This is a genomic window from Streptomyces sp. NPDC086554 (assembly GCF_040686095.1).
Taxonomy (GTDB): domain Bacteria; phylum Actinomycetota; class Actinomycetes; order Streptomycetales; family Streptomycetaceae; genus Streptomyces.
Map to the genome: position 1 here is coordinate 1 of NZ_JBFBJK010000052.1, position 26,462 is coordinate 26,462.

Annotated in this window: 23 protein-coding genes and 1 tRNA gene; 17 read left to right on the plus strand and 7 right to left on the minus strand. The window is 70.2% G+C overall.

Translation table 11 applies throughout. The features are described from left to right. Nucleotides 1-204 precede the first annotated feature (204 nt). On the minus strand, nt 205-1,101 hold the full coding sequence (locus AB0O76_RS43275) for a DMT family transporter (protein WP_365503273.1): 897 nt from the start codon (nt 1,099-1,101) through the stop codon (nt 205-207). 221 nt (nt 1,102-1,322) lie between these two features. Here AB0O76_RS43275 and AB0O76_RS43280 point away from each other — a divergent pair, with 221 nt between their 5' ends. The 5 genes from AB0O76_RS43280 to AB0O76_RS43300 all read left to right on the plus strand — a co-directional run bounded on the left by AB0O76_RS43280 (nt 1,323) and on the right by AB0O76_RS43300 (nt 7,185). Next, the gene (locus AB0O76_RS43280) at nt 1,323-2,978 is read left to right on the plus strand and encodes an FAD-binding dehydrogenase (RefSeq protein WP_365503276.1); all 1,656 of its coding nucleotides are present in this window, start codon (nt 1,323-1,325) and stop codon (nt 2,976-2,978) included. A 212-nt stretch (nt 2,979-3,190) separates the two neighbouring features. Then, nucleotides 3,191-4,150 carry a hypothetical protein gene (locus AB0O76_RS43285; protein ID WP_365503279.1) on the plus strand — a complete coding sequence of 320 codons (960 nt, stop codon included), beginning with the start codon at nt 3,191-3,193 and terminating at the stop codon, nt 4,148-4,150. A 43-nt stretch (nt 4,151-4,193) separates the two neighbouring features. Beyond that, nucleotides 4,194-5,771: an APC family permease gene (locus AB0O76_RS43290; protein WP_365503282.1), complete on the plus strand. Its 1,578-nt coding sequence runs from the start codon at nt 4,194-4,196 to the stop codon at nt 5,769-5,771. A gap of 165 nt (nt 5,772-5,936) precedes the next feature. Continuing rightward, nucleotides 5,937-6,605, plus strand: coding sequence for a molybdopterin-dependent oxidoreductase (locus tag AB0O76_RS43295; protein ID WP_365503334.1), 669 nt, complete (start codon nt 5,937-5,939; stop codon nt 6,603-6,605). Then, nucleotides 6,574-7,185 (plus strand): cytochrome b/b6 domain-containing protein, encoded by a 612-nt coding sequence (locus AB0O76_RS43300; protein WP_365503285.1) that lies wholly within the window; start codon nt 6,574-6,576, stop codon nt 7,183-7,185. Before AB0O76_RS43295 ends, AB0O76_RS43300 begins: the two co-directional genes overlap by 32 nt. A gap of 62 nt (nt 7,186-7,247) precedes the next feature. Here the strand turns inward: AB0O76_RS43300 and AB0O76_RS43305 are convergent, their stop codons facing one another. Together AB0O76_RS43305 and AB0O76_RS43310 are read right to left on the minus strand one after the other, a co-directional pair. Continuing rightward, a complete protein-coding gene (locus AB0O76_RS43305) occupies nt 7,248-8,654 on the minus strand; it encodes a gluconate:H+ symporter (RefSeq protein ID WP_365503288.1) in 1,407 nt (468 codons plus the stop codon). Nucleotides 8,655-8,731: 77 nt separating this feature from the next. Next, nucleotides 8,732-9,241, minus strand: coding sequence for a gluconokinase (locus AB0O76_RS43310; RefSeq protein WP_365503291.1), 510 nt, complete (start codon nt 9,239-9,241; stop codon nt 8,732-8,734). A gap of 189 nt (nt 9,242-9,430) precedes the next feature. Here AB0O76_RS43310 and AB0O76_RS43315 point away from each other — a divergent pair, with 189 nt between their 5' ends. The 9 genes from AB0O76_RS43315 (at nt 9,431) to AB0O76_RS43355 (ending at nt 19,862) form a co-directional block, all read left to right on the plus strand. Then, complete coding sequence (locus AB0O76_RS43315) at nt 9,431-10,132, plus strand: FadR/GntR family transcriptional regulator (RefSeq protein ID WP_365503294.1); 702 nt, start codon at nt 9,431-9,433, stop codon at nt 10,130-10,132. A gap of 134 nt (nt 10,133-10,266) precedes the next feature. After that, nucleotides 10,267-10,671: a YchJ family protein gene (locus tag AB0O76_RS43320; protein WP_365503297.1), complete on the plus strand. Its 405-nt coding sequence runs from the start codon at nt 10,267-10,269 to the stop codon at nt 10,669-10,671. Between the two features lie 393 nt (nt 10,672-11,064). After that, nucleotides 11,065-13,941 carry a peroxidase family protein gene (locus AB0O76_RS43325; protein WP_365503300.1) on the plus strand — a complete coding sequence of 959 codons (2,877 nt, stop codon included), beginning with the start codon at nt 11,065-11,067 and terminating at the stop codon, nt 13,939-13,941. Further along, nucleotides 13,928-15,325, plus strand: coding sequence for a hypothetical protein (locus tag AB0O76_RS43330; protein ID WP_365503303.1), 1,398 nt, complete (start codon nt 13,928-13,930; stop codon nt 15,323-15,325). The genes AB0O76_RS43325 and AB0O76_RS43330 overlap by 14 nt, the downstream gene beginning before the upstream one ends. Nucleotides 15,326-15,617: 292 nt before the next feature. Further along, nucleotides 15,618-17,207 (plus strand): ATP-binding protein, encoded by a 1,590-nt coding sequence (locus AB0O76_RS43335; RefSeq protein WP_365503306.1) that lies wholly within the window; start codon nt 15,618-15,620, stop codon nt 17,205-17,207. 4 nt (nt 17,208-17,211) lie between these two features. Continuing rightward, a complete protein-coding gene (locus AB0O76_RS43340; protein WP_360772370.1) occupies nt 17,212-17,622 on the plus strand; it encodes a roadblock/LC7 domain-containing protein in 411 nt (136 codons plus the stop codon). Then, nucleotides 17,619-18,005: a DUF742 domain-containing protein gene (locus tag AB0O76_RS43345; protein ID WP_360772367.1), complete on the plus strand. Its 387-nt coding sequence runs from the start codon at nt 17,619-17,621 to the stop codon at nt 18,003-18,005. Before AB0O76_RS43340 ends, AB0O76_RS43345 begins: the two co-directional genes overlap by 4 nt. Then, on the plus strand, nt 17,986-18,609 hold the full coding sequence (locus AB0O76_RS43350) for an ATP/GTP-binding protein (protein WP_365503310.1): 624 nt from the start codon (nt 17,986-17,988) through the stop codon (nt 18,607-18,609). Before AB0O76_RS43345 ends, AB0O76_RS43350 begins: the two co-directional genes overlap by 20 nt. After that, on the plus strand, nt 18,606-19,862 hold the full coding sequence (locus AB0O76_RS43355; RefSeq protein ID WP_365503313.1) for a cytochrome P450: 1,257 nt from the start codon (nt 18,606-18,608) through the stop codon (nt 19,860-19,862). Before AB0O76_RS43350 ends, AB0O76_RS43355 begins: the two co-directional genes overlap by 4 nt. 54 nt (nt 19,863-19,916) lie before the next feature. On the opposite strand, the gene AB0O76_RS43360 is transcribed toward AB0O76_RS43355, so the two are convergent. The 4 genes from AB0O76_RS43360 to AB0O76_RS43375 form a co-directional block, all read right to left on the minus strand. Next, the gene (locus tag AB0O76_RS43360) at nt 19,917-20,945 is read right to left on the minus strand and encodes a 7-epi-alpha-eudesmol synthase (protein ID WP_365503316.1); all 1,029 of its coding nucleotides are present in this window, start codon (nt 20,943-20,945) and stop codon (nt 19,917-19,919) included. A 139-nt stretch (nt 20,946-21,084) separates the two neighbouring features. Then, entirely contained in the window at nt 21,085-21,948 is an 864-nt protein-coding gene (locus AB0O76_RS43365) for a hypothetical protein (protein WP_365503319.1), read from the minus strand. Between the two features lie 62 nt (nt 21,949-22,010). After that, nucleotides 22,011-22,460 (minus strand): hypothetical protein, encoded by a 450-nt coding sequence (locus AB0O76_RS43370; RefSeq protein ID WP_365503322.1) that lies wholly within the window; start codon nt 22,458-22,460, stop codon nt 22,011-22,013. A gap of 923 nt (nt 22,461-23,383) precedes the next feature. Then, nucleotides 23,384-23,471, minus strand: a tRNA-Leu gene (locus AB0O76_RS43375). Nucleotides 23,472-23,652: 181 nt separating this feature from the next. On the opposite strand from AB0O76_RS43375, the gene AB0O76_RS43380 reads away from it, so the two are divergent. From AB0O76_RS43380 to AB0O76_RS43390, 3 genes are all read left to right on the plus strand, one after another. Next, nucleotides 23,653-25,005 carry a M20/M25/M40 family metallo-hydrolase gene (locus AB0O76_RS43380; RefSeq protein WP_365503325.1) on the plus strand — a complete coding sequence of 451 codons (1,353 nt, stop codon included), beginning with the start codon at nt 23,653-23,655 and terminating at the stop codon, nt 25,003-25,005. Nucleotides 25,006-25,189: 184 nt separating this feature from the next. Beyond that, on the plus strand, nt 25,190-25,423 hold the full coding sequence (gene chpH, locus AB0O76_RS43385) for a chaplin ChpH (protein ID WP_365503328.1): 234 nt from the start codon (nt 25,190-25,192) through the stop codon (nt 25,421-25,423). Between the two features lie 140 nt (nt 25,424-25,563). Then, on the plus strand, nt 25,564-26,322 hold the full coding sequence (locus tag AB0O76_RS43390) for a chaplin family protein (RefSeq protein ID WP_365503331.1): 759 nt from the start codon (nt 25,564-25,566) through the stop codon (nt 26,320-26,322). The last annotated feature ends 140 nt before the right edge of the window (nt 26,323-26,462 follow it).

A 26,462-nucleotide genomic window follows, 5' to 3' on the forward strand; every position in this document is an offset into this window, starting at 1 on the left:
CCGAAGGGCCACTACGCCCTGCCATGGGGGGGGGGGAATGTCCCGGTTTTGGGGCGGGTGGGCGGGAAACTCGCCGCGAAGCGGCGGTATGGCGGCGCGGCCGACGACGGCGCGTCGGCGGGCTGGGGCCGATGCCGGGCAATCGGGTGGGTGGGCGGGAAAGATCCGCCGCGAAGCGGCGGTCTTGAGCGGGGCCCGGGAAAGTTAACGGCGTTCCAGTTGCCGCACCCCTAAGCGCGTCGCAGACTTCGGCATGGCCGGGTGCAACCCGAGCAGCACGATGCCGCCCACAATGGCCACGAGGCCGACCACCTGCCAGGTCAGCGCGGCCGCGTCCGTCCGCAGCTGATCCCCGAGGAAACCCACCCCGCACACGATCCCCGCCAACGGCTGCGCAGCAGTCAGCGCGGGCAGCGACATCCGCAGCGGCGCGGTCTCGAACGCGCTCTGGACGAGCAGCAGCCCCGTCACGCCGAGCACAAGCACCGCGTACGGCTGCCACCCCGTGAGCAGATGGGTCAGGCCCCCGTCGTCGAACCGCTGCCCGCTCACCCGCGTCAACGCGTCCTGCACCCCGTAAAGGAGCCCCGCCGCCACCCCGAGGAGCACGGGCCCGACCGTCCACCGGTGCCGGGATGCCTTCGCGTACGCCGTGAGGAGCACCGCCGTACCCACCATCACGCCCATGATCAGCCACTGCCGCAGCGGATCGGACTCCGCGCTCCCGCCCTGCGGCTGCCCCGCCACGATGAATGCCGTCACCCCGCCCGCGAGCAGGACGAGTCCCGCCCAGCCCTGCCGTCCGATGGATTGCTTGGTCCGGTAGCGGGAGAGCGCCAGCGCGAACAGCAGATTCGTGGCGAGGAGCGGTTCCACCAGGGAGATCTCACCCTGGGCCAGCGCGAGCGCGCCGAGCACCATGCCGCACACCATGAGGCCGATCCCGCCCAGCCACTCCGGCACCCGCACCAGGTCAAGGAGGAGCCGCGGCGAGAGGAAGTCGCTCAGCGGGGCGCGCTGCGCGGCGTCCTGCTGGAACACGAAGCCGAAGCCCAGGCAGCAGGCGGCCGATACGCCGAGGACGAGGATCAGGACCGACACGTCGTACCTCGAGACGGGGGACGGGAGAGGTGCTCAAGGCGGGCCACGGGGTGGGGACTTGGCGGGTACCCGGCCGACGATAGTCCCGTTCTCCGTGCCCCGCTCCGTGAGTGACCCGAACCGGGTAGTTGACGTGGGTCACCTGGGTACTCAGGATCTGACTCACCAGTAACTCCCCCTTCGGCGCGCCCCCGCCCCTTGTACCAGGAGGAACGACCCTTATGGCCTACGACGCAGATGTGATCGTGATCGGCGCGGGTCTCGCCGGGCTCGCGGCGACGGCCGAGCTCGTCGACGCAGGGCGGCGGGTCATCCTTCTGGACCAGGAACCCGAACAGTCCATCGGCGGGCAGGCGCACTGGTCCTTCGGGGGACTGTTCTTCGTGGACTCGCCGGAGCAGCGGCGCCTGCGGATCAAGGACTCGCACGCGCTGGCCCTGCAGGACTGGATGGGCACGGCCGCCTTCGACAGGGCCGAGGACCACTGGCCGCGGAAATGGGCCGAGGCGTACGTCGACTTCGCGGCGGGCGAGAAGCGGTCCTGGCTGCACGGGATGGGCGTGCGGTTCTTTCCGGTTGTCGGTTGGGCCGAGCGGGGCGGGTACGACGCGCAGGGGCACGGGAACTCCGTGCCGCGTTTCCACATCACCTGGGGGACGGGGCCCGGCCTCGTCGAGCCGTTCGAGCGACGGGTCCGCGAAGGCGTCGCCCGCGGCCTCGTCCAGCTCAGGTTCCGCCACCGCGTCTCCGGTCTCTCCCGCAGCGCGGGCAGCGTCGACACCGTGACCGGAGAGGTCCTTGAACCCTCCGGCGTCGAGCGCGGCAAGGCAAGCAGCCGTGAGGTCGCCGGATCCTTCGAGTACCGGGCCCAGGCGGTGATCGTGACGTCCGGCGGCATCGGCGGCAACCACGACCTCGTACGCGCCAACTGGCCCGAGCGACTCGGCACTCCGCCCGAGCGGATGGTCGCGGGCGTTCCCGCGCACGTCGACGGACGGATGCTGGGCATCGCCGAGGATGCGGGTGCCCGCCTGATCAACCGCGACCGCATGTGGCACTACACCGAGGGCATCCAGAACTGGAACCCGATCTGGGAGAACCACGGCATCCGCATCCTGCCGGGCCCCTCATCGCTCTGGCTCGACGCGCGCGGCGACCGTCTGCCGGTGCCGCTCTTCCCCGGCTTCGACACCCTGGGCACGCTGGAACACATCATGAAGTCCGGGTACGAGTACACGTGGTTCGTGCTCAACCAGCGCATCATCGGCAAGGAGTTCACGCTCAGCGGCTCCGAGCAGAACCCCGACCTGACCGGCAAGTCCGTGCGCGGCGTCATCGACCGCGCGCGTGCCGATGTGGCGGCCCCCGTCAAGGCGTTCATGGACCACGGCGCCGACTTCGTCGTCGAGAAGGATCTCGGCGCGCTTGTGCGCGGCATGAACGCGCTGACCAAGGAGCCCCTCATCGACGAGGCAGCCCTGCGCCGCACGCTCCAGGCGCGCGACCGCGAGATCGTCAACCCCTTCACCAAGGACCTCCAGATCACCGCCATCCGCGGCGCCCGCAAGTTCGTCGGGGAGCGGCTCATCAGGGCGGCTCCCCTGCACCCGATCCTCGACCCGAAGGCGGGCCCGCTGATCGCGGTGCGGCTCAACATCCTCACCCGCAAGACACTCGGCGGCCTGGAGACCGACCTCTCGTCGCGCGTCCTGACGGAAGGCGGAGCTCCGCTTCCTGGTGTGTACGCCGCGGGAGAGGCCGCCGGATTCGGCGGCGGGGGAGTGCACGGCTATCGCTCGCTCGAAGGGACCTTCCTCGGCGGCTGCCTGTTCTCGGGGCGCGCGGCCGGGCGCGCGGCCGCCAAGTCCGTGAGCTGAGCGGTCCGTTCGCCGGGGCCGCCGAACAACCGGCGGCACTTGTCCGAATCGTGTCCAAGTGTGCGACCGCGCAGGTCGGGGGTGAAGTCTGAGGAATGTGAAACGAGTTGGTGAAGGCCGCGACGGTGGGCGCACCTTGACTGGAGGGCTGCCTGCCGCTTTGCTGTGCGTGATCATCCGCAAGCGAGCCGCGCCGGGGAGGAAGTCCCGCGGTGTCACCACCCCCACCCCCCTTGGGCCGTTCCCGCAAGCGAGCGGCGCACATCTTCGACTCCGCGCTCGACGACACCGAACTGGCCACCGCCCGCACCGCGTTGACCCAGGGCCGTTGGACCGAGGTCCGTGCGCTGTTCGCCGACACCGGCGACGACTGGGACCGCAGGGGCCACCGCTTCGACGTACTCGCGCAGGAGCACTCCACCACCGCCTGGACCCGTGACTGGCGGCTCGCCGAGCCCGAGAGTGCCGACGCCGCCGTGCTGCTCGGCTATGCCGCGGTGCATCTCGCGCTGCGCGGCAAGGGGCGTTCCGAGAAGGCGCGGGAAGTCTGCCGCGAGGCGGCGGCGCTCGTCCCCGCCGACCCCACGCCCTGGCTCGCGCTGCTCACCCTGGAGCGCACCCTGGGGCGCGAGGAGGACGTCGTGCGGCTCTTCGACGAGGTCCGCCACCGCCACCCCGAGCACCACCACGCCCACCATCTGATGGTGGCCAGGCTCGCCGAGCGGCGCCCCGCCGCGGGCCAGGACCCGCTGCACGAGGTGTACGACTTCGCCGCCTGGGCCGCCGAACAGGCGCCCGCGGACTCGCCGTTGGCGGTCCTTCCGGTCGTCGCGCACGCCGAGCGCTACCGCGTCCTCGCCACCATCGGCAGCGAGCCCGCCGACCCCGCCGCCTCCGAGCACTGGACGGGCCGCCGGGCCCGCCAGGTCATGAAGGCGGCCTTCGACTGGTGGCTGGAGTGGGAGATGCCCGAGAGCAGGGGCCATCCGCGCTGCCGCGTCGACCTCAACTTCCTCGCCCACGCGAAGTTCTGCGAGGGCAGTGCCGCCGAGGCGGCCGCGCTCTTCCACCGCATCGGGCGCCGCGCGACCAAAGACCCCTGGTCGTACCCGGACCGGGACCCGTACAAGGCGTTCACCGCCGCACGCGACGCGGCGCTCGGCGCAGCCTGACCCCACCGCACCCCTCAGTCCCCCTTGAAAGGACCACCGCGCCATGGCGACGGGAAGTTCGAACAGGACGAGCGGCACCAGAGCCGCCGGCACAACCGCCAAGAGCGCCACCGACAGCGGGATCAGCACCTACGTGGGCGAGGAGCGGGCCCTGCGCGCGGGCCGCCTCGGCACCCCGGGACTGCTGCTCTCCGTGCTCGCGGCGACCGGCCCCCTGATGGTCGTCGCCGGCGTCATGCCCACCACGTACGGCGTCATGGGCATCGTCGGACAGCCGCTGCTCTTCCTCATCCTCGGCGTGGTCCTCGGTCTCTTCAGCTTCGGGTACGCCGAGATGAGCCGGCACGTCCACAACGCGGGCGCCTTCTACGCGTACATATCGCGCGGCCTCGGCGGCACCGCGGGCGCCGGCGCCTCGTTGGTCGCGCTCGTCGCCTACAGCGCGCTGCAGGCGGGCCTCTACGGCCTCCTCGGCTTCGAGGTCTCCGGGCTGCTCAACACGTACTTCGAGGTCGAAATCGCCTGGTGGATACCGGCACTTGTCACCGTCGCCGTCGTCGCCGTGCTCGCCTGGCTGAAGATCGACCTGAACGCACGGGTCCTCGGCGTGCTGCTCCTCATCGAGGTGGCGCTCGTCGTCATCTTCGACATCGCCGCCATCGCCGACCCGGCCAAGGAAGGCCTGTCCCTGCACGCCTTCAACCCCGACACCCTGACGGGCGCGGGCCTCGGCACCGCCCTGTGCTTCTGCATCGCGGCTTTCCTCGGCTTCGAACAGGCCCCGGTGTACGCCGAGGAGACCAGCCGCCCGCAGGTCGTCGTCGCCCGCGTGATGTTCTTCGCGGTCGGCTTCGTCGCGGTCTTCTTCGCGATCAGTTCCTGGGCGCTCACGGTGGCGGCGGGCCCGTCCGGCATTGTCGCCGCCGCGCGGGAACAGAGTGCCGGACTGCTCTTCGGGCTCACCGAGTCCCGGCTCGGCGGCACCTTCACCGACGTACTCCATGTCCTGTTCGTGACGGGCATGTTCGCGGCGATCCTCTCCTTCCACAACGTCGTCGCGCGGTACGCCTTCGCCATGGGCCGCGAGGGTCTGCTGCCCGCCGCGTTCGGCAGGACCAACACCTCCACCGGCGCCCCCGGCACCGGCTCCCTGCTCCAGACGGTCGTCTCCGTCCTGATCGTGGTGGCCTTCGCGGTGACCGACGACGGCCCGTTCGGCGACCCGACCGCGCCGGTCCTGCACCTGTTCACCTGGCTCGGCAACATCGGCGCCCTGGGCGTCATCCTCCTGATGGCCACGGCGTCCGTCGCGGTCATCGTCTTCTTCGTGCGCCGCGGCGCCGCCCGCGCCCAGGCCTGGCGGATCACCGCGTCCGCGCTCGCCGCGATCGGCCTGCTCGTCATCGCGGGCTACACGGTCAAGGACTTCGACGTCCTGGTCGGCGCGGGCCCCGGCTCGGCGCTCAGCTGGGTGCTGCCCGGCATCATCCTGCTTGCCGCCCTGATCGGCGTGGTCTACGGCGCGATCCTGCGCTCCACCAAGCCGGACGCGCACGCCAGGATCGGCCTGGGCAACGAGGCGTTCCAGCTGGAGAAGGCGGCGGAGACGCCAGGCGCGTAGTCGGCCCGCCGAATGTGACGGAACGCTGACGGACACCCGCGGCCCCTGTACCCCCGGGGCCGCGGGTGCTCGAATCGGAGGGTGACAACTCCCCATCCGCACCGGCCCGAAGAGGACTACGGCGAGCGCGGCGGCGCACCGGTCGGCCGCCGTCTGGTTCTCGGGATGCTCGGCCTGGGCGTCGCGGGCGTGGCTGCCGCGCCACCCCTCCAGCGGGGCCTGGAGTCCTTCCTGGGCGCCGCCTCCGACAAGGACCCCACCGGTCTGACGGACCTGCTCCCCAACGGCGGCGGCTTCCGCTACTACTCGGTGGCGGCGTCCGTCCCGCACCGCGACGCATCGACGTACCGCCTGAAGATCGACGGCCTGGTGGAAAGGCCGACGACGCACTCGCTCGCGGACCTGCGCGCGCTCCCGCAGACCCGCCTGGTCCGCGACGTCCAGTGCGTGACGGGCTGGCGGGTACCGAGCACGCCGTTCGAGGGCGTACGTCTCTCACGCCTCCTGGACGCGGCAGGGGTGCGCCCCACCGCCCGCGCCGTCCGGTTCACCTGCTTCGACGGGACGTACAGCGAGAGCCTTACGTTGCGGCAGGCGCGGCGGGCGGATGTCCTGGTGGCCCTGCGCATGCAGGACAAGGACCTGGGCCATTCGCACGGCGGCCCGGTCCGCCTGTACGTCGCCCCGATGTACTTCTACAAGTCGGCGAAGTGGCTCTCCGGGATCACGCTCACGGACGAGGTCGTGCCCGGCTACTGGGAGAAGCGTGGATACGACGTCGACGCGTGGGTGGGTGATTCGAATGGACGTGACGACGAGCCCACGGAGGTCTGAGGTCGCGCGGTTCACTCCCGCGCAGCGGTGGGTGCATCGCCTGACGGCGGTTCTGATGGGGGTGTGCGTGGCGACCGCGGCCTGTCTGTACGTCCCGTTCCTCGCCGAACTGGTCGGCCGCCGGGCCCTGGTGGTGACCGTCCACGAATGGTCGGGCCTGCTCCTTCCGGCCCCGTTCCTCGCGGGCCTGGCCTCCCGCGCCTTCCGCGGGGACCTTCGCCTCCTGAACCGCTTCGGCCCGCACGACCGCGTATGGCTCCGCTCGGCACTGCGCCGCAGGGCGTCGCCGCGTCCGGCGGGGAAGTTCAACGCGGGTCAGAAGCTGTACGCGGGCTGGATCGGCGGGGCGGTCCTGGTGATGCTGGGCACGGGCCTGCTGATGTGGTTCACGCATGTCGCCCCGCTGGCATGGCGGACGGGAAGCACATTCGTCCACGACTGGCTGGCCCTTGCGATGGGGGTGGTCCTTGCCGGGCATGTGGGGATGGCGCTGGGCGATCCGGAGGCGAGGCGGGGGATGCGGACGGGGTCGGTGGACCAGGAGTGGGCGGACCGGGAACACCCGCTGTGGCGCAGGTAGGAGCCCCAGTTTCGGGAAGGGGCGGGACTGGGGAAAGCCCCGCAGGGACCGCCCCACCCCAGCTACAACACCAGCGACAGCAACAGCACGAACCCACCCGCGACCACAGAGATGATCGTCTCCATGACCGACCAGGTCTTGATCGTCTGCCCCACATCCAGACCGAAGTACTCCTTCACCAGCCAGAACCCCGCGTCATTCACGTGCGAGAAGAACAGCGAACCCGCACCGATGGCCAGCACGAGCAGCGCCGTGTGCGAGTCGGACATGTCCGCCGCCAGCGGAGCGACAAGCCCCGCAGCCGAGATCGTCGCGACCGTCGCCGACCCCGTCGCGAGCCGGATCACCACAGCGATCAGCCACGCAAGCAGCAGCGCCGGAATCGACCAGTCCTTGGAGATGTCAAGGACCATCTGACCGACACCCGACTCGATCAGCGTCTGCTTGAAGCCACCACCCGCACCGACGATCATCAGCACACCGGCGATCGGGGCGAGGGACTTCTCGACGGTCGTCGACAGACGGTCCTTCGTGAAGCCCGCCGCACGGCCCAGCGTGAACATGCCCACTATCACCGCCGCGAGCAGCGCGATCAGCGGCGACCCGACGACGTCGAAGACGCGCTGCACGGTGTGCTCGGGGTTGTCGACGATGATGTCGACCAGCGCCTTGGCCAGCATCATGACCACGGGCAGCAGCACGGTCGCGACGGTCACGCCGAACCCGGGACGCTTCTCCAGGTCCTCCGAGGGACGCTGCGGCATCATCTTCTCGGGGGCGGGGACGTCCACCCACTTCGCCGCGTACTTCGAGAAGAGCGGACCGGCGATGATCACCGTCGGGATGGCGACGAGCACGCCAAGAGCCAGCGTGATGCCCAGGTTCGCGCCCACCGCGTCGATCGCGACCAGCGGACCGGGGTGCGGCGGAATGAGGCCGTGCATCACGGACAGTCCCGCGAGGGCCGGGATGCCGATCCGCATCAGCGAGTAGTTGCCGCGCTTGGCGACCATCAGGACGACCGGGATCAGCAGCACGATGCCGACCTCGAAGAAGAGCGGAAGGCCGATCACCGAGGCGATGAGGACCATCGCCCAGGGCATCGCACGCCCGCCGGAACGCCCCGCCTTGGCCAGGATCGTGTCGACGATCTGGTCCGCGCCGCCGGAGTCGGCGAGCAGCTTGCCGAGGATGGCGCCGAGGGCGATGAGGACACCCACGCCCGCGACCGTGGAACCGAGTCCCGCCGTGAAGCTGGTGATCGCCTTGTCGAGCGGGGCACCCGCGAAGGCGCCGAGGGCGAGCGACCCGATGGTCAGGGCCAGGAACGCGTGCAGCTTGAACTTCGTGATGAGCAGGACGATGACGGCGATGCCCGCGAGGACGGCGATTCCCAGCTGGGCATGGCCAGCGGAGGTGATCGGCTCGACGGCGTCCGCTGCCAGCATCTCAACGCTGAGACTGGTCACGGTGTCTTCCTTGTACGTCAGGGGGAGGGGACGGGGCGCGGGGGGTTTCCGCCGGCGGAGCTACCCGCCCGGCAGTGCTACTTGTCGAGGGCGAGCAGGGCCTCGTACGCCCGCTCGCTGATCTCTTGGGGAGTGCCGGTGACATCGACGGCGACGCCCGCCTCGTCCGCGCCGAGCGGCTGGAGCGTGGCGAACTGTGAGTCGAGCAGGGCCGTCGGCATGAAGTGGCCCTGCCGGTGGGACATCCGGTCCTCGATGAGCTCGCGGGTGCCGGTGAGGTGGACGAAGACCAGGCCGGGGGCCTCGGCCCGCAGCCGGTCGCGATAGCTGCGCTTGAGCGCGGAGCTGCTGACCACACCGCCGAGTCCGGCGCGGCCGTGCGCCCAGGCGCCGATGGCGTCGAGCCAGGGCCATCGGTCGTCGTCGGTCAGCGGGGTCCCGGCCGACATCTTGGCGATGTTCGCCGGGGGGTGGAAGTCGTCGCCCTCGGCGTAGGGAACGCCGAGCTGATCTGCGAGCAGGGGGCCGATCGTGGTCTTGCCGGTTCCTGCCACGCCCATCACTACGACGACGTGGGGGGTGCTCATCGCTGTCCTGCCTCGCTGTCTTCATCGACATCTTCGACGTCATCGACATCGGTCGTGCACGGACCGCCGGTCGGGGGAGGCCGACGGTCCGTTCACGTCACTGAAACCCATTAGGTCTGACGAATTCAAGAGTCTGTGACGCAAAAGTCTGACTTTTTGTTCCCGAGGGTCCCCACATACCCTGACGTCATGACCGAACCTGCCCGTGGGCTGCACGCTCGTGTACTGGAAAGCCTCGGGCCCGCCATCACCGGCGGTGAGTACCCGCCGGGCAGCGTGTTGCGGACGGACGAACTGGCGCAGCGATTCGAGGTGTCACGTTCCGTCATCAGGGAAGCCGTGCGGGTGCTCGAGTCCATGCACCTCGTCGAGTCCCGGCGCCGGGTGGGCGTGACCGTACGGCCCACCGAAGAGTGGAACGTCTACGACCCGCAGGTCATCCGGTGGCGTCTCGCGGGCGCCGACCGGCCGCGCCAGCTGCGCTCCCTCACGGTCCTGCGCTCGGCGGTCGAACCGGTGGCCGCGGGCCTTGCCGCCCAGCACGCCACGCCCGAGCAGTGTGCCGCCCTCACCGAGTGCGCACTCGGCATGGTCGCCACGTCACGGGGGCAGCAGCTGGAGGGCTACCTCTTCCACGACATCAACTTCCACCGCATCGTCCTGAACGCGTCGGGCAACGAGATGTTCGCCCGGCTCGGCGATGTCGTCGCGGAGGTCCTCGCGGGCCGCACCCACCATCAGGTGATGTTCGAGGACCCGGATCCGGCGGCCGTCACGTTGCACGTCAGGGTCGCCGAGGCGGTACGGGAGGGCGACGCGGACCGCGCGGAGTCGCTGACGCGGGAGATCGCGGTGGGTGCGCTGCACGAGCTGGACATTCTTGCCCCGTAGGCGGGTTTCCCCTGCTGGGGTGCCGTGTGTGTCTGCGGGTGCTTTGTGGCTTGTCGCGCAGTTCCCCGCGCCCCTTCAGGGCGCTCCCCCTGCCCCGCGGTTCTTGGAGCGCCCCGTCAGGGACAATGGTCCGCATGTCCCGACGCCCCACCCGCCGCCCCAAGACCTGCCCCTGCGGGCACTCCGAGCCGTACGAGACGTGCTGCGGTCGGCTGCACCGGGGTGAGGCGAAAGCCGCCGTGCCCGAAGAGCTGATGCGCTCCCGCTACTGCGCGTTCGTGAAGCGGGACGAGGCGTACCTGCTGCGCACCTGGCACCCGAGGACCCGGCCGCGCCGCGTCGAGTTCGATCCCGGCATGCGCTGGCTGGGTCTGGAGATCCTGGCGACCGCCGACGGCACGGCGTTCCACAACACGGGCACGGTCGAGTTCCGGGCCCGGTACACCGACGGGGGCCGCCAGGGCGCGCTGCACGAGCGCAGCAGGTTCGAGCGGGTCCACGGGGCCTGGCTGTACGTCGACGGCGACTTCATCGAGTAGCGGCCGCACCGCGGGGGCGCGCGCCGACCCGTAGCGGACCGGCCATCAGCGCCCTCTCGCTCGTGGGGCTGCTGTGAGGGGAGGCCCCAGAGGGGCCTGGGGACGATCACACGCGCCGCCCCACGACCTCGCCCCGCCCCGCCGACAGGCCCAAATACCCTCGCCCGCCTGCCTGTTCGAGCTGCGACGCAGGTCCCGCACATAGGCGAGAACCCGCGCTGCGGCCACCCGGTGCCGACAGTAGCGTCCTAGGCCCTGTCGTCGGACTCCCGCCTGCCCCGCGACGCCCGGCACTACTCTCGCCGCACCGGGCGAAAGCCCGAGTACGCCCAGTAGTCCGACGACAGGGCCTGGCCCCCCGTCCCGTACGCCTGCGTGCGAAGGAAGCGCCTGATGGCCGACACTGGACAGTACGAGCAGAGTTACGAGCGCTACGCGGGCGGCAGCCCCGAGGCGGAGCGGCGGCTCTTCGAGCGCCTGGCGCACGAACTGATGAAGGTTCAGGTCAAGAACCGGCGGGCGGGCGGCGCCGGTTCTCTCGCACGTACCCAGCACGCGAAGTCCGCGCTCGGCGTGGAGAACGCCCGCCTCACCTTCCGCGAGGACCTGCCCGAGGCGCTGCGCACCGGGTTCGCGCAGCCGGGCGCCGAGTACCCGGCGACCGTGCGGCTCTCCAACGCGAGCGGCATCCGGCAGGGCGACGGGGTGGCCGATCTGCGCGGTGTCGCCGTGCGCGTGACGGTGTCGGCCGAGGAGAGCCACGACCTGCTCGCCACCAACTATCCGGTGTCGCACGCCCGTGACGCCCGTGAGTTCGTCGCCTTCGCCAAGGCCATGGCGGGCGCGACGAGCCCGCTGCAGAAGGCCTTCGGTCTGTTCGTGAAACTCCCGCTCGCCGTCGGTCTGTCCACCGCCACCCGGATGCGGCGCAATATCCAGGCGGCCACCCGCCACAAGGTCAACAGCCTTGCCAGGGAGACCTATTGGAGCCGCGGCGCCATCCTGTGGGGCGACGCGGGCCCGGTCCGCTATCTGCTGCGGCCCGTCGTGGGCAGCGCCCCCGAGCCCAAGCCCGAGCGCCGCGACCCCGGCTTCCTGCACCGCGAACTCGCGCACCGCCTCGTCACGTCGGACGTCGCCTTCGAGCTGTGCGTGCAGCGCTACGTCGACGAGCAGCGCACACCCGTCGAGGACGGCTCCGTGGACTGGAAGGACGCCATCACCCCGGCGGTGCCCGTCGGGCGCCTCACCGTGCCGCGCCAGGACATCGCCACCGCCGAGGCGCAGGCCGCGGCGGGGCGCGTCGAAGAGGTCGCCTTCAACCCCTGGTACACCACCGACGAGTTCCGCCCCCTGGGCAATCTCAACCGCGCCCGCAAGGCCGCGTACGAAGCGAGCGCCGCCCACCGCCAGGGGCTGCGCTTCACCACCCAGGAGCCGCTGCGCAACAAGGTGCTCGGCATCCCGGTCGGCGGGTTCTTCCGCGCGCTCAACCGCTATGTCCCGTGGTACAGGCTGCCGTTGGAGTCGAGCCTGCTGAACCTGGTCTTCCTGCGCAAGGCGCTCAGGCGCCTGAACCTCATCGACACCGACGTGCACGAGGCGCCCCCGAAGGCCGTCCCCGTGCCGCCGCCCGTCGACGAGCGGCTGCGCACGGCCCGGTCCTACGACGGCACGTACAACGATCTCTCCGCGCCGTCCATGGGAGCCGTCGGCGCGGCCTTCGGACGCAACCTGAAGCCCGACTACCGGCCCGACCTCTTCGACACCCCGAACCCGGTCACCGTCAGCCGCCAACTCCTGCAGCGCGACACCTTCGTACCCGCGACCACGCTCAACATCCTGGCCGCCGCCTGGATCCAGTTCCAGGTCCACGACTGGGTCAACCACCGCCGCTACCCGACCGGCGGCAAGGCCGTCGAGGTCCCGCTGCCGCCCGGCAGCACCTGGCACAACACCCCCGGCGGGCCGCCCGAGAACGTGATGCGCTTCGCCGAGAACGAGGGCATCCAACTGCCGGGCAATCAGCCGCCGATCCTCTTCGCCAACACCGCATCGCACTGGTGGGACGGCTCCGAGGTGTACGGCGCGGATGAGGGCACCGCGAAGTTCCTGCGCGCCCCGGACGGCGGCGCCGACCTGCGCCTGGAGGACGGGCACCTGCCCATCGGCCAGAGCGGCATCCCGCTCACCGGCTTCGCCGACAGCTGGTGGCTCGGCCTCAGCGCGATGCACACCCTCTTCGCCCGTGAGCACAACGCGGTCTGCGCGGCGCTGCGCCACGAGTACCCCGCGATGAGCGAGGACAGCATCTACCACACGGCACGCCTGGTCGTCTCCGCCCTCATCGCCAAGATCCACACGGTGGAGTGGACCCCGGCGATCCTCGCCACCGAGGCCATCGACCTCGGCCTGCACACCAACTGGGAGGGCCCGCCCAATAATTGGCTCAACAAGCTGGGCCTGTGGCTCCTGGAGTCCCACTCGCTGACCGGCATCCCCAAGACCCTGCCGGACCACCATGCGGCGCCGTACTCGCTCACCGAGGACTTCGTCACCGTCTACCGGATGCATCCGCTGATCCCCGACGACTACGTGATGCGCGAGCACCACTTCGGGCAGCGCCTGGAGAGCCTCGGCTTCAACGACATCCAGGGCGCCGCGGCCGAGGCTGCCATCCGCAAGACGGGCCTGGCCGACACCCTCTACTCCTTCGGCATCGCCCACCCCGGCGCGATCACCCTGAACAACTTCCCGCGCGCGCTGCAGCGCTTCGAACGCGACGGGGAGATCATCGACCTGTCCGTCGTCGACCTCGTGCGCACCCGCAGGCGGGGCGTGCCGCGCTACAACGACTTCCGCGCGGGCCTGCACAAACCGCGGATCAGCCGCTTCGAGGACCTGACCCAGGACCCCGAGACCCTCGCCCGCCTCAAGGACGTCTACAGCTCGGTCGACGAGATCGACACCGTGGTCGGCCTGTTCGCCGAGAACCCGCCGACCGGCTTCGGCTTCAGCGACACCGCCTTCCGCATCTTCATCCTGATGGCCACGCGGCGCCTGCAGAGCGACCGCTTCCTGACCGTCGACTACCGCCCCGAGATCTACACGCCGCTCGGCATGGACTGGGTCGAGAAGGGCGGCATGAAGTCCGTCATCCTGCGGCACGCCCCGGACCTCGCAGGGCTGCTGCCGCGCGGCGCGAGCGCCTTCGCCCCCTGGCGGCAGGTGCAGCCGATGCGGGACGGCGGCAGCGATGCCACCGGCTGACGGCGGGGACGGGCCCCCGGCGGACGGGCACCACCCGGGGCTCGACGACCTCTTCGTACGTCCCCTCCTGGAGACGGTCTGGCGCCGCCGCACCCACCGGGTGAGCCGCGGCGCCAACGTCCCCGCGGGCTCGATGAGTCACACCTCCCAGCAGGCCCCGCAGCCGCTCACCGAACTGGAGGAGGCGGTCCTGATCGCCCTGACCGGCTGCACCGGTCTGACGATGCCGGACCGCCCCTTCGACGACCCGCGCAACGGCAGGCCGATCATGGCGAAGCCGAACCTGACGATGGCGGGGCGCACGGCAGGCAGCCCCGACAACGCGCAGGGCACACACTTCTTCCTGATCAACGACACGGGCACGTACTACCTGCGGAAGTTGCCCCCGGCGCCCGAGGAGCCCTTCGACGCGCTGACCCTGACCGACCGCGCACGGCAGTCCAAGGTCCAGGTGCTCGACCACCGCCTCGACGTCGCCGAAGGCCTGCGGGACTTCCCCGCCTACCTGGACTCGAACCGCTTCCTGTCCAACCTGCCGGGTACGACACTGCTGTTCCCGGTGGTCGACCTCTCCCACCAGTACATCAACGCCCTGATGTACCTGCTCACACAGCCGGACGGCGCTCGCCCCACCCTGGTGGACGACCGCAACTTCTACCGCCCGGCGGGCGTGAAGAAGTGGATCCGCAACGGCTTCCTGAACGAGCAGCTGAAGCTGCCGCTGGGGGCGCTCGGCCCCCTGCGCACCCAGATCGAGGCGGACCTGCTCCTGCAGAACCTCATGCTGGTGGCCGAAGGGATGGGCCTCGGCGCCTGGATCCACGCCTCCATCAACCCCCAAATAGCCCTGGGCGACCCGAAGTTCAGCCGCACCTACGGCAGGATGCTGGGCTTCACCTTCGTCACCCCGCGCTGGCGCGTCGCCGACCTGTGGCGCTGGCACATCCCCCTGCCCAAGTACGCCAACGTCCGCTCGCACCCGGTGGGCCTCAAGGCGCCCGGCGGCGAGCAGCTGATCTCCGCCATGTGTCCGCCCGCGTTCGCTTCGATGTCCGACGCGGTGGACGCGGTCATCCGCGAGAAGTTCGGCCCCGGGGGCGTCTACGGCGACAAGGACGTCTTCTCCCGCATCTACCGGGAGGACTACGGCCGGCGCTATCTGGCGGAGGCGAGCGAGTACGAGGACCGGGTCGTCGAATGCGCCCGCGACATCTGCGAGTACATCCTGCGCACGCACCGCCGTTTCCCCGCGCACACGGACGCGATCCACGTCCCCGGCGTCTGGCTCCAGGCGCACCACGTGGAGCGGCCCTACTACGAGCGGTACTTCACGAACGGCCTGACCGACGCGCATCGCCGGCACGGGGAGTTGTGGGACGACTGACCCGCGGTGCGATCCAGCCACCGCCCGCACCCCTGGCCGAAGATCACCTACTGTTCCCACCCGCTAACCCACCGGGTTGATCAACACCATCCTCCACCAGATAAGCTCCTTTCCAGCGCCGTGAGTTGACGCGATATCAAGATGTCGCGCACCCGCGGCGCCGTCGCGCTGTCGTACGGGGGATCACGCAGGTGATCGAGGGGGTGCCGCCGTCCCGGGGTACCGAGATGCGATGGGTGCGACCCCTTGGTTGGGTTGTCCACTCTTCGATCGCGTTGGTTTGAGGATGCAGATGGAACTTGCCACTCCGCCGCCGACCGCGGCCCGTGCACCGGCGGCCTGGTACAGCTGGTGGCTGCTGCCGACCGGTCTCGGCGCGGGCAGCGTCGTCATGCTGGTCGCCGGCTCCGAACCGGCCCGAATACCCGCCGCGCTCGTCGGCCTCGCCGGCACCGCGGCCGCCGCGGCATGCGTCCGCCTCCTGTTGCGTACGCGACAGGGCCTGAGCCGCGCCGCCGACGAGTCACGTACCGCCCAGCACAGCCACTCCCAGCAGTGGCAGCAGCACGTCGCCGCCCTGGAGCGGCAGCACGAGGACAAACACGCCGCCCAGGAGGCCCAGTGGGCCGACGAGGCCAAGGCGTGGCAGTGGCAGCTCGACCGCCAGCAGGCGCTGGTCGCCCGCCTCGCCGAGGAGTTCCTGCCCCGGGCCATCGACGGCCTGCGCGGCGGCGAGGCGATCGACGACGTGCTGCCCGTCGAGCTGGAGCAAGAGACCGAGATCACACCGGAGTTCAGGCTCGAACTGCGCAAGGTCCTGCGGACCGGCCTGATCGCCGTCGAGGAGGAGTTCAACCGCAGCACCTCCGCCGAGCAGGCCGTCATCAGCATCGGCAGCCGGATCCACGTACTGACCGGAAAGATCCGTGGCCGGCTGCACGAGATGCAGGGCGAGCACGGCAGGACCCCGGCCGTCGCCCAGGGCCTGATGGAGCTCGACCAGGCGATCGGCCCCGCCGACTGTCTGGCCGCGTCCATCGGCGTGCTCGGCGGCACGGACCGTCCTGGCCGCCAGTGGCAGGAGCCGCAGCGTCTGCTCAGCGTCGTACGCGGCGGCATCGGGCGCATCAAGGACTTCGACCGGATCCAGCTGCGCCAGCTGCCCGAACTCGGCGTCGACGGCGGTCTGGTGGACCACCTCACGCTGGTCTTCGCCCACCTCCTGGACAACGCGGCGCGCTACTCGCCGCCCACCGAGCCGGTCGTCGTGTCCGGCAAGGAGGTGCCCAACGGCGTCGGCATCGAGATCCAGGACGCCGGCAAGGGCCTGACCGAAGAGAAGAAGCAGCAGGCGCTGCAGGCGCTCGAAGGCATCGCCGAGGGCCCCGGCATCGGCGGCCTCGCGGAGGACGCACACCTGGGCCTGCGCGTCGTCGGCACGCTGGCCCGCAAGTACGGCATCCGGGTCACCTTCGCCGACTCGCCCTGGCTCGGTACCTCGGTGGTCGTCGTCGTACCGCACAAGTACTTCAGCCCGCTCCCGGCCGCCTCCGTCAGCGGACCCGCCCCCGCCCAGGCGGGGGCCACCACCGCCCCGGCGCCCGGCGCCGCCACCGCCCAGGCCGGCGAGGCGGTCGCCGTCCCCGAGCAGCCTGGTCCCGCCGACATGAACGACGCCGACGAAGCCCCCGCGGATGTCACGCCGGGCGGTCTGCCCCGCCGCAGGAGCAAGCGCGCCGAGGCCCCCAAGGCGGCGGTCGAGAGGCCGGCGGCAGCTCCCGCGCAGCCCGTAGCGCCGCCGGACGCGTCCTTCACCGGCTTGGCGGCCTTCGCCACCGCTGGACGAGAGACCGACGAGCCCCGCACCGAAGAGAGCGACTAGCCACATGACGCAACACGAAACCGACGTGAGCTGGGCGCTCCGCGATCTGACCGAGAGCATCCAGGAGATCCGCTTCGCCCTGGTCGCATCGAGCGACGGCAAGGCCATCACGTCGTACGGAGCCGACGACCCGGACGACGTGGACCGCTTCGCGGCCGTGGTCGCCGGACTGCAGGCGCTCGCGCAACCGGTGGCGGATCAGTTCCCGAAATTCGGCGGCCAGTTGCGGCTTGCGATGATCGAGGTCGACGGCGGCCATCTGTTCGTGGTGCGGGCCGGGGTGGAGACGTACCTCGGAGTCCTCGCCAAGGAAGGGCTCGACCAAGGGCTGCTCGGGCACCAGATGAGGGACCTGTCCCGCAGGATGGGTGAGCTCCTCGGCACCACTCCGCGCCAGGAGGAGCAGTCTGGATGAGCGGCCCCCACCGGTCCGGCCCCCCACGGCCCACGGAACCCTCCGGTCTCGAGCGCTACTACGTGCTCACCGGCGGTCGCAGTGGTCCCGGCGGGCCGGCCGCCGGCCTCGACGTGGCGACCCTCATCGTCTCCCGCTCCGCCCCCGCCCCCGGTATGCAGCACGAGCACGAGGACATCGTGCGCCGGTGCCGCGATCCGCTGTCGGTGGCCGAGCTGGGCGCCCATCTCGGACTGCCGTTCAACATTCTCGCGGTGCTCGTGGCCGACCTGCTGGAAGCGGGCCTGGTGGACGCCCGTGACCCCATCCCGGCTTCCACACCCGGCCATGGGGCGGACCTCGCGCTCCTTGAGGAGGTACTCAGTGGACTTCAAAGGCTTTGACCGTCCGGACCAGCCGATAGAAGCGGGCTCACTGCCCGCCGAGAGCCGCTCGGTCAAAGTGATGATCGCCGGGGGCTTCGGCACCGGCAAGACCACTATGGTCCGCTCCGTGAGCGACATCAAACCGCTCACCACCGAGGAGACCCTGACCCAGGCGAGCATCGACGTCGACCACCTCATCGGCGTCACCGACAAGACCGAGACCACGGTCAGCCTGGACTTCGGGCGGATCGGCCTCAACGAACAGCTGGTGCTCTACCTGTTCGGCACGCCCGGCCAGGAGCGCTTCTGGTTCCTGTGGAACGGCCTGTTCAAGGGGGCACTGGGCGCGGTCGTCCTGGTGGACACCCGCCGCCTCGCGTCCAGCTTCCGGGCGATCGAGGAGATGGAGCGGCAGGGCGTGCCGTTCGTCATCGCCCTGAACGTCTTCCCCGACTCCCAGGACCACCCCATCGAGGAGATACGCGACGCCCTGGACATCTCCGAGCACACCCCGGTCGTCGCCTGCGACGCCAGGGACCGGGGATCGAGCCGCGATGTGCTCATCGCCCTGATCCGCCATCTCAAGGAACGCTCCGCCGCCGCCCTGGAGGCCGCCCGATGAACTTCCCGACCCCGTCTTCCGGGGGCTGCCCGGTGGCCCACGGCGGTCCGAACGGGCTCGCCCGCCTGTACGGGGAGCACGCGGCCAAGGACCAGCAGGGCATCTACGACCGCCTGCGCAAACAGCACGGCACGGTTGCGCCCGTCCTCCTCGAAGGGGACGTACCGGCCTGGCTGGTTCTCGGCTACCGCGAGAACCGGCGGGTCCTGGAGAACCCGCGGCAGTTCGCCCGTGACTCCCGGATCTGGCGGGACTGGAAAGAGGGGCGCGTCGAGAACACCTCGCCCCTGATCCCGATGCTGGCCTGGCGCCCCGACTGCGTCTCCCAGGACGGTGAGCCGCACCGGCGGCTGCGCGCGGCGGTCACGGACAATCTGCAGGCACTGGCGGACCGCGGCGTCAAACGGCACGTCACGTACTTCGCCAACAAGCAGATCGACGCGTTCGCCGAAGAGGGCAGCGCGGATCTCGTCGCGCAGTACGCCGAGTACCTGCCGATGTTGGTCCTGACGCGTCTTTTCGGCCTGCCCGAACGGGAGGGGCGACAGCTCGCCGTGTCCTGTGCGCAGGTCATCAAGGGCGGTGCGGACGCCGTGGCGCACAACGACCGCATCATGCAGATCCTGGAGGCGCTGGCCGAGCGCAAGCGCGCCGAGCCGGGCGCCGACTTCACGACCGGGCTCCTCAGTCACCACGCCGACCTTGACGACGACGAGATCCTCAGCCATCTGCGTCTTGTCCTGATCACCGCCCACACCACCACCAGCAACCTGCTCGCCCGCGTCCTGCAGTCCGTGCTCACGCACGCCTCGCACATGGCCGGTCTGGTGAGCGGGCAGCTGAACATCTCCGCCGTGGTGCAGGAGGTCATGTGGAACACGCCGCCGCTCGCCGTCTGCCCGGGGCGGTTCGCCACGGCCGACCTGGAGCTCGGCGGCCAGCAGATCAAGTCGGGCGACCTGCTCGTCCTCGGCCTCGCGGCGGGCAATCTGGACCCGGAGATCCGGCCGGACGCCTCGACCGACCTGCACGGGAACCAGGCCCATCTCGCCTTCAGCGGCGGCGCGCACGAATGCCCGGGGCAGGGTCTCGGCCAGGGCATCATCGAGACGTCCGTCGACGTCCTGCTGCACCGGCTCTCCGGGCTGCGCCTGACGGTCGAGCCCGGGGAACTCACCACCACCGCCTCCACGTGGGAGGCGCGCCTCGACCGCCTTCCGGTCGAGTTCGCGGCACAGACCGCCGGAGTCTGAAACGCCCCGGGCCGGACCGCGATCGGCGGTCCGGCCCAGGGCTCCGGCCTCGCGTCAGACCGCGGTGAGCAGGTCGTCGAGCGAGCCGCGGCCCTGCTCCTCGGCCACGGCGGCGGGGCTGTCCTTGACCGCCGCGTACCGCCCGGTGGTCAGGGCCCACTCGTAGTTGCCGTTGATCCAGTGCCGCGCGGCCTCCACACCCATCCGCACCAGGTCACGGTCGGCCTCCGACAGATTCAGCTCGTCGCACATGGCGAGCACCTGCGCCTCGTACTCCAGGTAGTCGGCAAGGCGCTCCGTGGTCATCCGGATCGCCTCGTCGGCGGCCTCCTCCCAGGAGCAGCCGCGCTCGTGACGCAGTACGACGATGAGGTTGTGGCCGTCCCCCCGGCGCTTCTCGCGCTCGAAGGAGTGGATGTCGTTCATGAACCCGATGGTGTCCGCCGCGGCGTCCCGCAGCCCGATCATCACCGGGTGCGCCTGCACCTGAGCGGGCACCTCGAAGCGCCGGCTGCGCTCACCGGCATCGATGCTGTGGTGGATGCCCACGGTGCGCCGCCGGAAGTCGGTGTACTCCTCGAGCCCGAGGGCGGCGCCCCGCGCCGCCAGGTCGACCTCCTCGGAGTGCGCGACCAGGAACCGCCCCCAGGACGCCGCGAACCGGGTACGCCATGCCAGGGACATGCCATCCGAGAGCTGCGCCCAGACCTCGGCCCAGGCCACCGTGATCGGGCAGGCGACGCGGGGCTCGCTGCCTGCGGGACGCAGCGGGGTCGCGATGAGCTCGCGGGCGACCTCGGCGATGCGGTCGGCGCGGTCGGGCCGGCCCGTGTCGAACTGGTCGTCGAAGAGGAAGGCCAGCGAGAACCAGTTCATCAGGACGACCATGTCGTCGGCCGAGGCGTGCGGATAGGTGCGTATCGCCGCCTGTGGCAGATCCCAGCTCACATACTCCTCGAACCCGGCCTGACTTCGCACCAGGCCCATCTCCCTCACCCATCGCAGGTGTTGCTCGCGCGCGTACTCGAGGTGCTCGCTGACGGGGGTGGTGAAGGGGAGGTCGAACCGGACGTCCTGCGGCATTCACGTTCTCCTAGAAAGGCGCACGCGGAGTCCCCCCTGAATCCAGCGTGCGAGCGTGTGTTCGATTGATCGATCAACTGCGCTACCAGGCTGCCCGTGCGGCAAACGATCTATGCTGTGATCGAGATCATCCGGTGCGTCAGGAGTGGTCCGTGGGACTGGGGTTGAAACGCGAAGAAGACTCTGAGCCGGACGCGGTCAGTTGTTCATCGGCAATGGCCTGTCTGGCGTGCCGCTCTTCCACATGAGTCGCCAACTCCGCAAGAGCTCGTACCTGTTGCGGGGGTTCGGGGATCCGGAGGGCCGCTCCTTCCGCGCGCTCGTAGAGTCCGAGCAGCGTGAGAATCTTCGTCAACTTGGTCAGAACGCGGGACCGTTCCCCGTGAATACGCAAGGTTCCGGACAGGGAACTGATGTCCGCCAGCAAGGCGAGGCAACGGTTCGGAGTGCCGGCATCCGCCCAGGCATGGGCGACTCTGAGGAGGGACAAGGCCTGTTTGTGCGGGTCGTGGAGTCCCGGCGCGAGCGCCTGGGCCCAGTCGAGGTCGCCGACAGCGATGGCGAGGTCGATCAACTCCGTCTGGATCTTTGTCCGTTTGCCTGTCTGCCCGATGCCGCGGGCAAGGGCCTCGGCGTGGTGTCCGAGGCCCTTGGCCCGTTCGGCATCTCCCATCGTCATCATGGCGCGAGCGAGGTTGAGCAGAGCACGGCTCTGATGGCAGACATTGCTGGTGCGGTCACGCAGACGCGCTTCCGCCGTCTCGGCGAGTTCGCGCCGTCCGGCGCTCGCTGCCGTACGGGCCAGGGCCGTCAACACCTTGGCCCGAGCGGCTGGGTGAGGCAGGGCACGTGCGATGGCCTCGGCTTCGGCCCAGAGCGCCTCCCATCGGGCATGGTCCCCCGCGAGAATGGCGGCCAGTGCCAGATTGTTCAGCGCGCGTGCTCTGTGGAACGGGCCAGGAATCGTACGCACGAGGCCGAGGGCACTGGCGTGCTCACCCATGTGTGCGAGGGATCCGGCCACACTCCCGATCGCAGCTGCCCTGTGCATCGGCTTGGTGACCTTCAGCGCTCCCCGTTCGGCTTGCTCGCCGAGCCGTCGGGCACGAGCCGGTTCACCCGAGGAAACCGCTGCCCGAACCACATCCGACAGCGCACTGACCTGCTGCCGCGGGCCAGTACGCCTGCTTGACCGGCCGTCTCGGCAAGGGCTCGGGCCCGGCCCAGATCTCCCGTGGTAATCAGCGTCTCTATCAGCGCCAGGAGAGCACGGTTGCGCTGGTCCGGCATGACGATGCTGTTCAGCACCGCTTCCGCCCGTTCCGGCGCGCCCAGGGCGGCCCAGAGCGCCGGCAGAGCAACCGGAACGTTGTCGTTCCTCGCCGTCAGCTCGTCGTGATGCACCGCCAGCCGAGCCATGGCGAGCAGATCCGGGTCCTCGTGCCCGAGGATCATCTCCTGCGCGGCCTTGACCTCCGTGAAGGCCGCGGCGTCGCCGCCCGTCACCTGGAGCATCCAGATACTCCGGAGTGTGGACCGGCCAGCCGTCGTCCCGGTGTCCCTCGGCCCACTGATGGAGCCGCTCGCGATATCCGGCCACGCCCTTGCTGCCCAACATGCGCAAAGCGGTGCTGCGAAGCTCGTCGTGGCCGAAGACGTACACCTCTTCCTGTTCGGCCAGGACCTGCTCCCTCAGGCCACCGTCGGCGGCGGTGATGAGGCCGAGGATCTCCCGCTCGAGGCCTGGCGCATCCGCCAGCCGCTGAAGCTCGCGTTCCGCGTCGGCGGGAATCGGGGGGGGAGGCCGACTGGCGACGATGACGCGGAGCCCTGCCTGGGGCCGCGAGGGGAGCAGCGCCGCGATGCTGTAGGAATCCGGCCGAGTGGTCACGCCTTGGTCCTCGTCAAGGCCGTCCACGACAAGGATGAGTCGCGTGGCGTTCGCCTGGCACACACGGGCCGCCTCGTCCATCAGGCCGAGGAGATGGCCGTCGCGTGTCGCGTCGGTCACCTGGGCGGGCATGGGCTGGCCGAGGAAGGCCGCCAGCTGCTCCATCACCACATCACAGAACCCGATGCGGTCGTTCTCGCCGGCGAACCCGCCGGTGATGAAGAACGGGATGAGGTGCACGCCTTTGGGTGGATGCAGAGCGAACCACGAGAGCAGTGCCGACTTACCGGCCCACGCCGGCCCTCGGAGCCACAGATAAGGGCTCTCGTCCGGCTCGGTGCAGAAGGCGGCCAAAGCGGCCAGTTCTTCGGTACGTTCCCGCAGGTGCGGAGGCGCCTTCCGCCGGATCTGCTCTCGGTATCCGGTCCGGGCGACGCTGCCGGGAGCGGTCACGTTGACGCCGCCGTCCACGATCAGAGCGCCGGACACCGCTGGTGGCTTCGCCGCAATCAAACGAAGGCCCCCAGTTTCCTGGGGGCCTTCGTGTTGGTGTCCGAGGGGGGACTTGAACCCCCACGCCCGTTAAAGGGCACTAGCACCTCAAGCTAGCGCGTCTGCCATTCCGCCACCCGGACCGGTGGTCTGTCGCGGTTTCCCGCGGCGACGTGGAAAACCATAGCAAACATTCGAGGCCCTCTGATCACACAGGTCACGCACGTGAACGGCGTATGTCGGCCGGTGCCCGGCCTTGGGGGTCGGGGGGTGGGCGCGGGAGGATGAAGGGGACCACCAGGAGCGATAGCGGGAGGAACCAGCGTGAGCGAGTCGAGCAGGGCCGACAGGGCAGGCAAGACGGACCGGTCGCAGCCCGTCACCGGCGAGGACGAGGTCGTCGATCTCTGCCGCGATCTCATCCGCATCGACACCAGCAACTACGGCGACCACTCCGGCCCCGGCGAGCGCAAGGCGGCCGAGTACGTCGCGGAGAAGCTGGCCGAGGTGGGTCTGGAGCCGCAGATCTTCGAATCGCACCCCGGACGGGCCTCCACGGTGGCGCGCATCGAGGGCGAGGACCGCTCCCGGCCCGCGCTGCTCATCCACGGCCACACCGATGTCGTACCGGCGAACGCCCAGGACTGGACGCACCACCCCTTCTCCGGGGAGATCGCGGACGGCTGTGTCTGGGGCCGTGGCGCCGTCGACATGAAAGACATGGACGCGATGACCCTCGCGGTCGTGCGCGAGCGCATGCGCACCGGCCGCAAGCCCCCGCGCGACATCGTGCTGTCCTTCATGGCCGACGAGGAGGCGGGCGGCACGTACGGCGCCCGGTACCTGGTCGACAACCACCGGGAGCTCTTCGACGGCGTCACGGAGGCGATCAGCGAGGTCGGCGGCTTCTCCTTCACCGTCAACGAGAAGCTGCGGCTCTACCTCGTCGAGACGGCCCAGAAGGGCATGCACTGGATGAAGCTGACCGTGGACGGCACCGCGGGCCACGGTTCGATGATCCACAAGGACAACGCCATCACCGAACTGTCCGAGGCGGTCGGGCGGTTGGGGCGGCACAAGTTCCCGGTGCGGGTCACCAAGACGCTGCGGCACTTCCTCGACGAGCTCGGCGACGCCCTCGGCACCGAGCTCGACCCGGAGAACATGGACGAGACGCTCGCCAAGCTCGGCGGCATCGCCAAGCTCATCGGCGCGTCGCTGCAGAACACCGCCAACCCGACCCAGCTGGGCGCGGGTTACAAGGTCAACGTCATCCCGGGACAGGCCACGGCGCACGTCGACGGGCGCTTCCTGCCGGGGTACGAGGAGGAGTTCCTCGCCGACCTGGACCGGATCCTCGGCCCGAACGTGAAGCGCGAGGACGTGCACGCGGACAAGGCCCTGGAGACCACCTTCGACGGCGCGCTCGTCGACGCCATGCAGACGGCGCTGCAGGCCGAGGACCCGATCGCCCGCGCCGTCCCGTACATGCTCTCCGCGGGCACCGACGCCAAGTCCTTCGACGACCTCGGCATCCGCGGCTTCGGCTTCGCGCCGCTGAAGCTGCCGCCGGAGCTGGACTTCGCCGGCATGTTCCACGGTGTGGATGAGCGAGTGCCCGTGGACGGCCTGAAGTTCGGGGTGCGCGTGCTCGACCGGTTCATCGACGCGTCCTGAACTCCGGTCCGTGCGCCCCTGGTTGACCGTAGTGCGCGCTGAATCGACACATCAGTAATCGTCAGCGCGTACGTACTTGACTGAAAAGAGTGAAAGAGACCATAAGCTCGTAGCCCCATTACTCCGTCCTCGTTACAGGTGGTGCGGTCCGCGGCTGGGATCGCATTGCCAACAAGGAGGAATAATGATCAAGAAGGTCGTCGCTGCTGCGGCTGCCACTGGTGGTCTGGTGCTCGCGGGTGCGGGCATGGCCGTCGCCGACGCCGGTGCCCAGGGTGCCGCCGTGAAGTCTCCCGGTGTGCTTTCGGGCAATGTCGTTCAGGCCCCGGTGCACGTTCCGGTGAACGCCTGTGGCAACACGATCTCTGTGGTCGGGCTGCTGAACCCCGCCTTCGGCAACACCTGCACCAACAGCTGACGCAGTTGTGCCTCACCCCATGAGGGTCTGAGTCCAAAGGCCCCGGAGTGCGTGCCATGCGCTCCGGGGCCTTCGGGCATTCCGCGCACGTGCCCCAAGGTGCGTGCGCTTTCCAGAAGGTCATAAGGCAGGTAGAACCTATGCGACAGGTCACTCGAAAAGGCCTGATCACAGTGGCGGCCGCGACCGGCGTACTCGCCATCAGCGGTGGCTACGCACAGGCCGACTCGGGCGCCGCCGGAAGCAGTTCGGATTCGCCGGGTGTACTTTCCGGCAATTCCGTGCAGCTCCCCGTGCACGTTCCGGTCAACGTGTGCGGCAACAGCGTCAATGTGGTCGGCGTGCTCAATCCCGCGGCGGGCAACAGCTGCGCCAACACCTCCGACGGGGGCGACGGCGGCGCGCAGCCCTCGGGGGGCGGGGCGCAGGCCGACGTGCACACCGGTGACTCGCCGGGCGTCGGCTCCGGCAACAGCGTCCAGGTGCCGGTCGACGTGCCCGTGAACGTCTGCGGCAACAGCGTCACCATCGGCGGTCTCGGCAACGCGACCACCGGCAACGACTGCGCCAACGACTCGGGCGAGGCGCCCCCGCCGGGTGGCGAGAAGCCGCCGACGGAGCCGCCGGGCAAGCATCAGCCGCCCGAGAAGCCGCAGGATCCGGGCAGCAACCCGGAGCACCCCAGCAACCCGGATCACCCCAGCACGCCGGGGGAGAAGCCGCCGGGCGACCGGACCGAGCCGAGCCGGCCGGATACGCAGCTCGTCACCCCGCCCAAGGGGTCCGACCAGCTCGCCCAGACCGGCGGCTCGCTGCCGGTGGGTGTCGCGCTGCCGGTCGGCGCGGGCATGCTGCTGGCGGGCACGGTGCTGTACCGCAGGTCGCGGTCTGCGGCCTGACCGCACGACCGAACGGAGTGGGGCCCCCCGGGGGGGGGGGGCCCCCCCGGGGCCGGGGGGGCCGGGGACCCCGCGGTGGGGGTGGCGGGCGGTGGGTGTGCGGGCCCGGGGACCCAGTTGGCCGCCGCGGGGGGGTGGTG

What these genes read in the sequence shown, in the direction of transcription:
- AB0O76_RS43280 (WP_365503276.1), top strand. Translation starts at nt 1,323, where the DNA reads ATGGCCTACGACGCAGATGTGATCGTGATCGGCGCGGGTCTCGCCGGG.
- AB0O76_RS43365 (WP_365503319.1), bottom strand. Translation starts at nt 21,948, where the DNA reads ATGGGTGAGCACGCCAGTGCCCTCGGCCTCGTGCGTACGATTCCTGGC.
- AB0O76_RS43390 (WP_365503331.1), top strand. Translation starts at nt 25,564, where the DNA reads ATGCGACAGGTCACTCGAAAAGGCCTGATCACAGTGGCGGCCGCGACC.
- AB0O76_RS43295 (WP_365503334.1), top strand. Translation starts at nt 5,937, where the DNA reads ATGCTCGGCCTGGGCGTCGCGGGCGTGGCTGCCGCGCCACCCCTCCAG.
- AB0O76_RS43325 (WP_365503300.1), top strand. Translation starts at nt 11,065, where the DNA reads ATGGCCGACACTGGACAGTACGAGCAGAGTTACGAGCGCTACGCGGGC.
- AB0O76_RS43340 (WP_360772370.1), top strand. Translation starts at nt 17,212, where the DNA reads ATGACGCAACACGAAACCGACGTGAGCTGGGCGCTCCGCGATCTGACC.
- AB0O76_RS43335 (WP_365503306.1), top strand. Translation starts at nt 15,618, where the DNA reads ATGGAACTTGCCACTCCGCCGCCGACCGCGGCCCGTGCACCGGCGGCC.
- AB0O76_RS43290 (WP_365503282.1), top strand. Translation starts at nt 4,194, where the DNA reads ATGGCGACGGGAAGTTCGAACAGGACGAGCGGCACCAGAGCCGCCGGC.
- chpH (WP_365503328.1), top strand. Translation starts at nt 25,190, where the DNA reads ATGATCAAGAAGGTCGTCGCTGCTGCGGCTGCCACTGGTGGTCTGGTG.
- AB0O76_RS43320 (WP_365503297.1), top strand. Translation starts at nt 10,267, where the DNA reads ATGTCCCGACGCCCCACCCGCCGCCCCAAGACCTGCCCCTGCGGGCAC.
- AB0O76_RS43345 (WP_360772367.1), top strand. Translation starts at nt 17,619, where the DNA reads ATGAGCGGCCCCCACCGGTCCGGCCCCCCACGGCCCACGGAACCCTCC.
- AB0O76_RS43300 (WP_365503285.1), top strand. Translation starts at nt 6,574, where the DNA reads ATGGACGTGACGACGAGCCCACGGAGGTCTGAGGTCGCGCGGTTCACT.
- AB0O76_RS43315 (WP_365503294.1), top strand. Translation starts at nt 9,431, where the DNA reads ATGACCGAACCTGCCCGTGGGCTGCACGCTCGTGTACTGGAAAGCCTC.
- AB0O76_RS43330 (WP_365503303.1), top strand. Translation starts at nt 13,928, where the DNA reads ATGCCACCGGCTGACGGCGGGGACGGGCCCCCGGCGGACGGGCACCAC.
- AB0O76_RS43360 (WP_365503316.1), bottom strand. Translation starts at nt 20,945, where the DNA reads ATGCCGCAGGACGTCCGGTTCGACCTCCCCTTCACCACCCCCGTCAGC.
- AB0O76_RS43370 (WP_365503322.1), bottom strand. Translation starts at nt 22,460, where the DNA reads ATGCTCCAGGTGACGGGCGGCGACGCCGCGGCCTTCACGGAGGTCAAG.
- AB0O76_RS43310 (WP_365503291.1), bottom strand. Translation starts at nt 9,241, where the DNA reads ATGAGCACCCCCCACGTCGTCGTAGTGATGGGCGTGGCAGGAACCGGC.
- AB0O76_RS43355 (WP_365503313.1), top strand. Translation starts at nt 18,606, where the DNA reads ATGAACTTCCCGACCCCGTCTTCCGGGGGCTGCCCGGTGGCCCACGGC.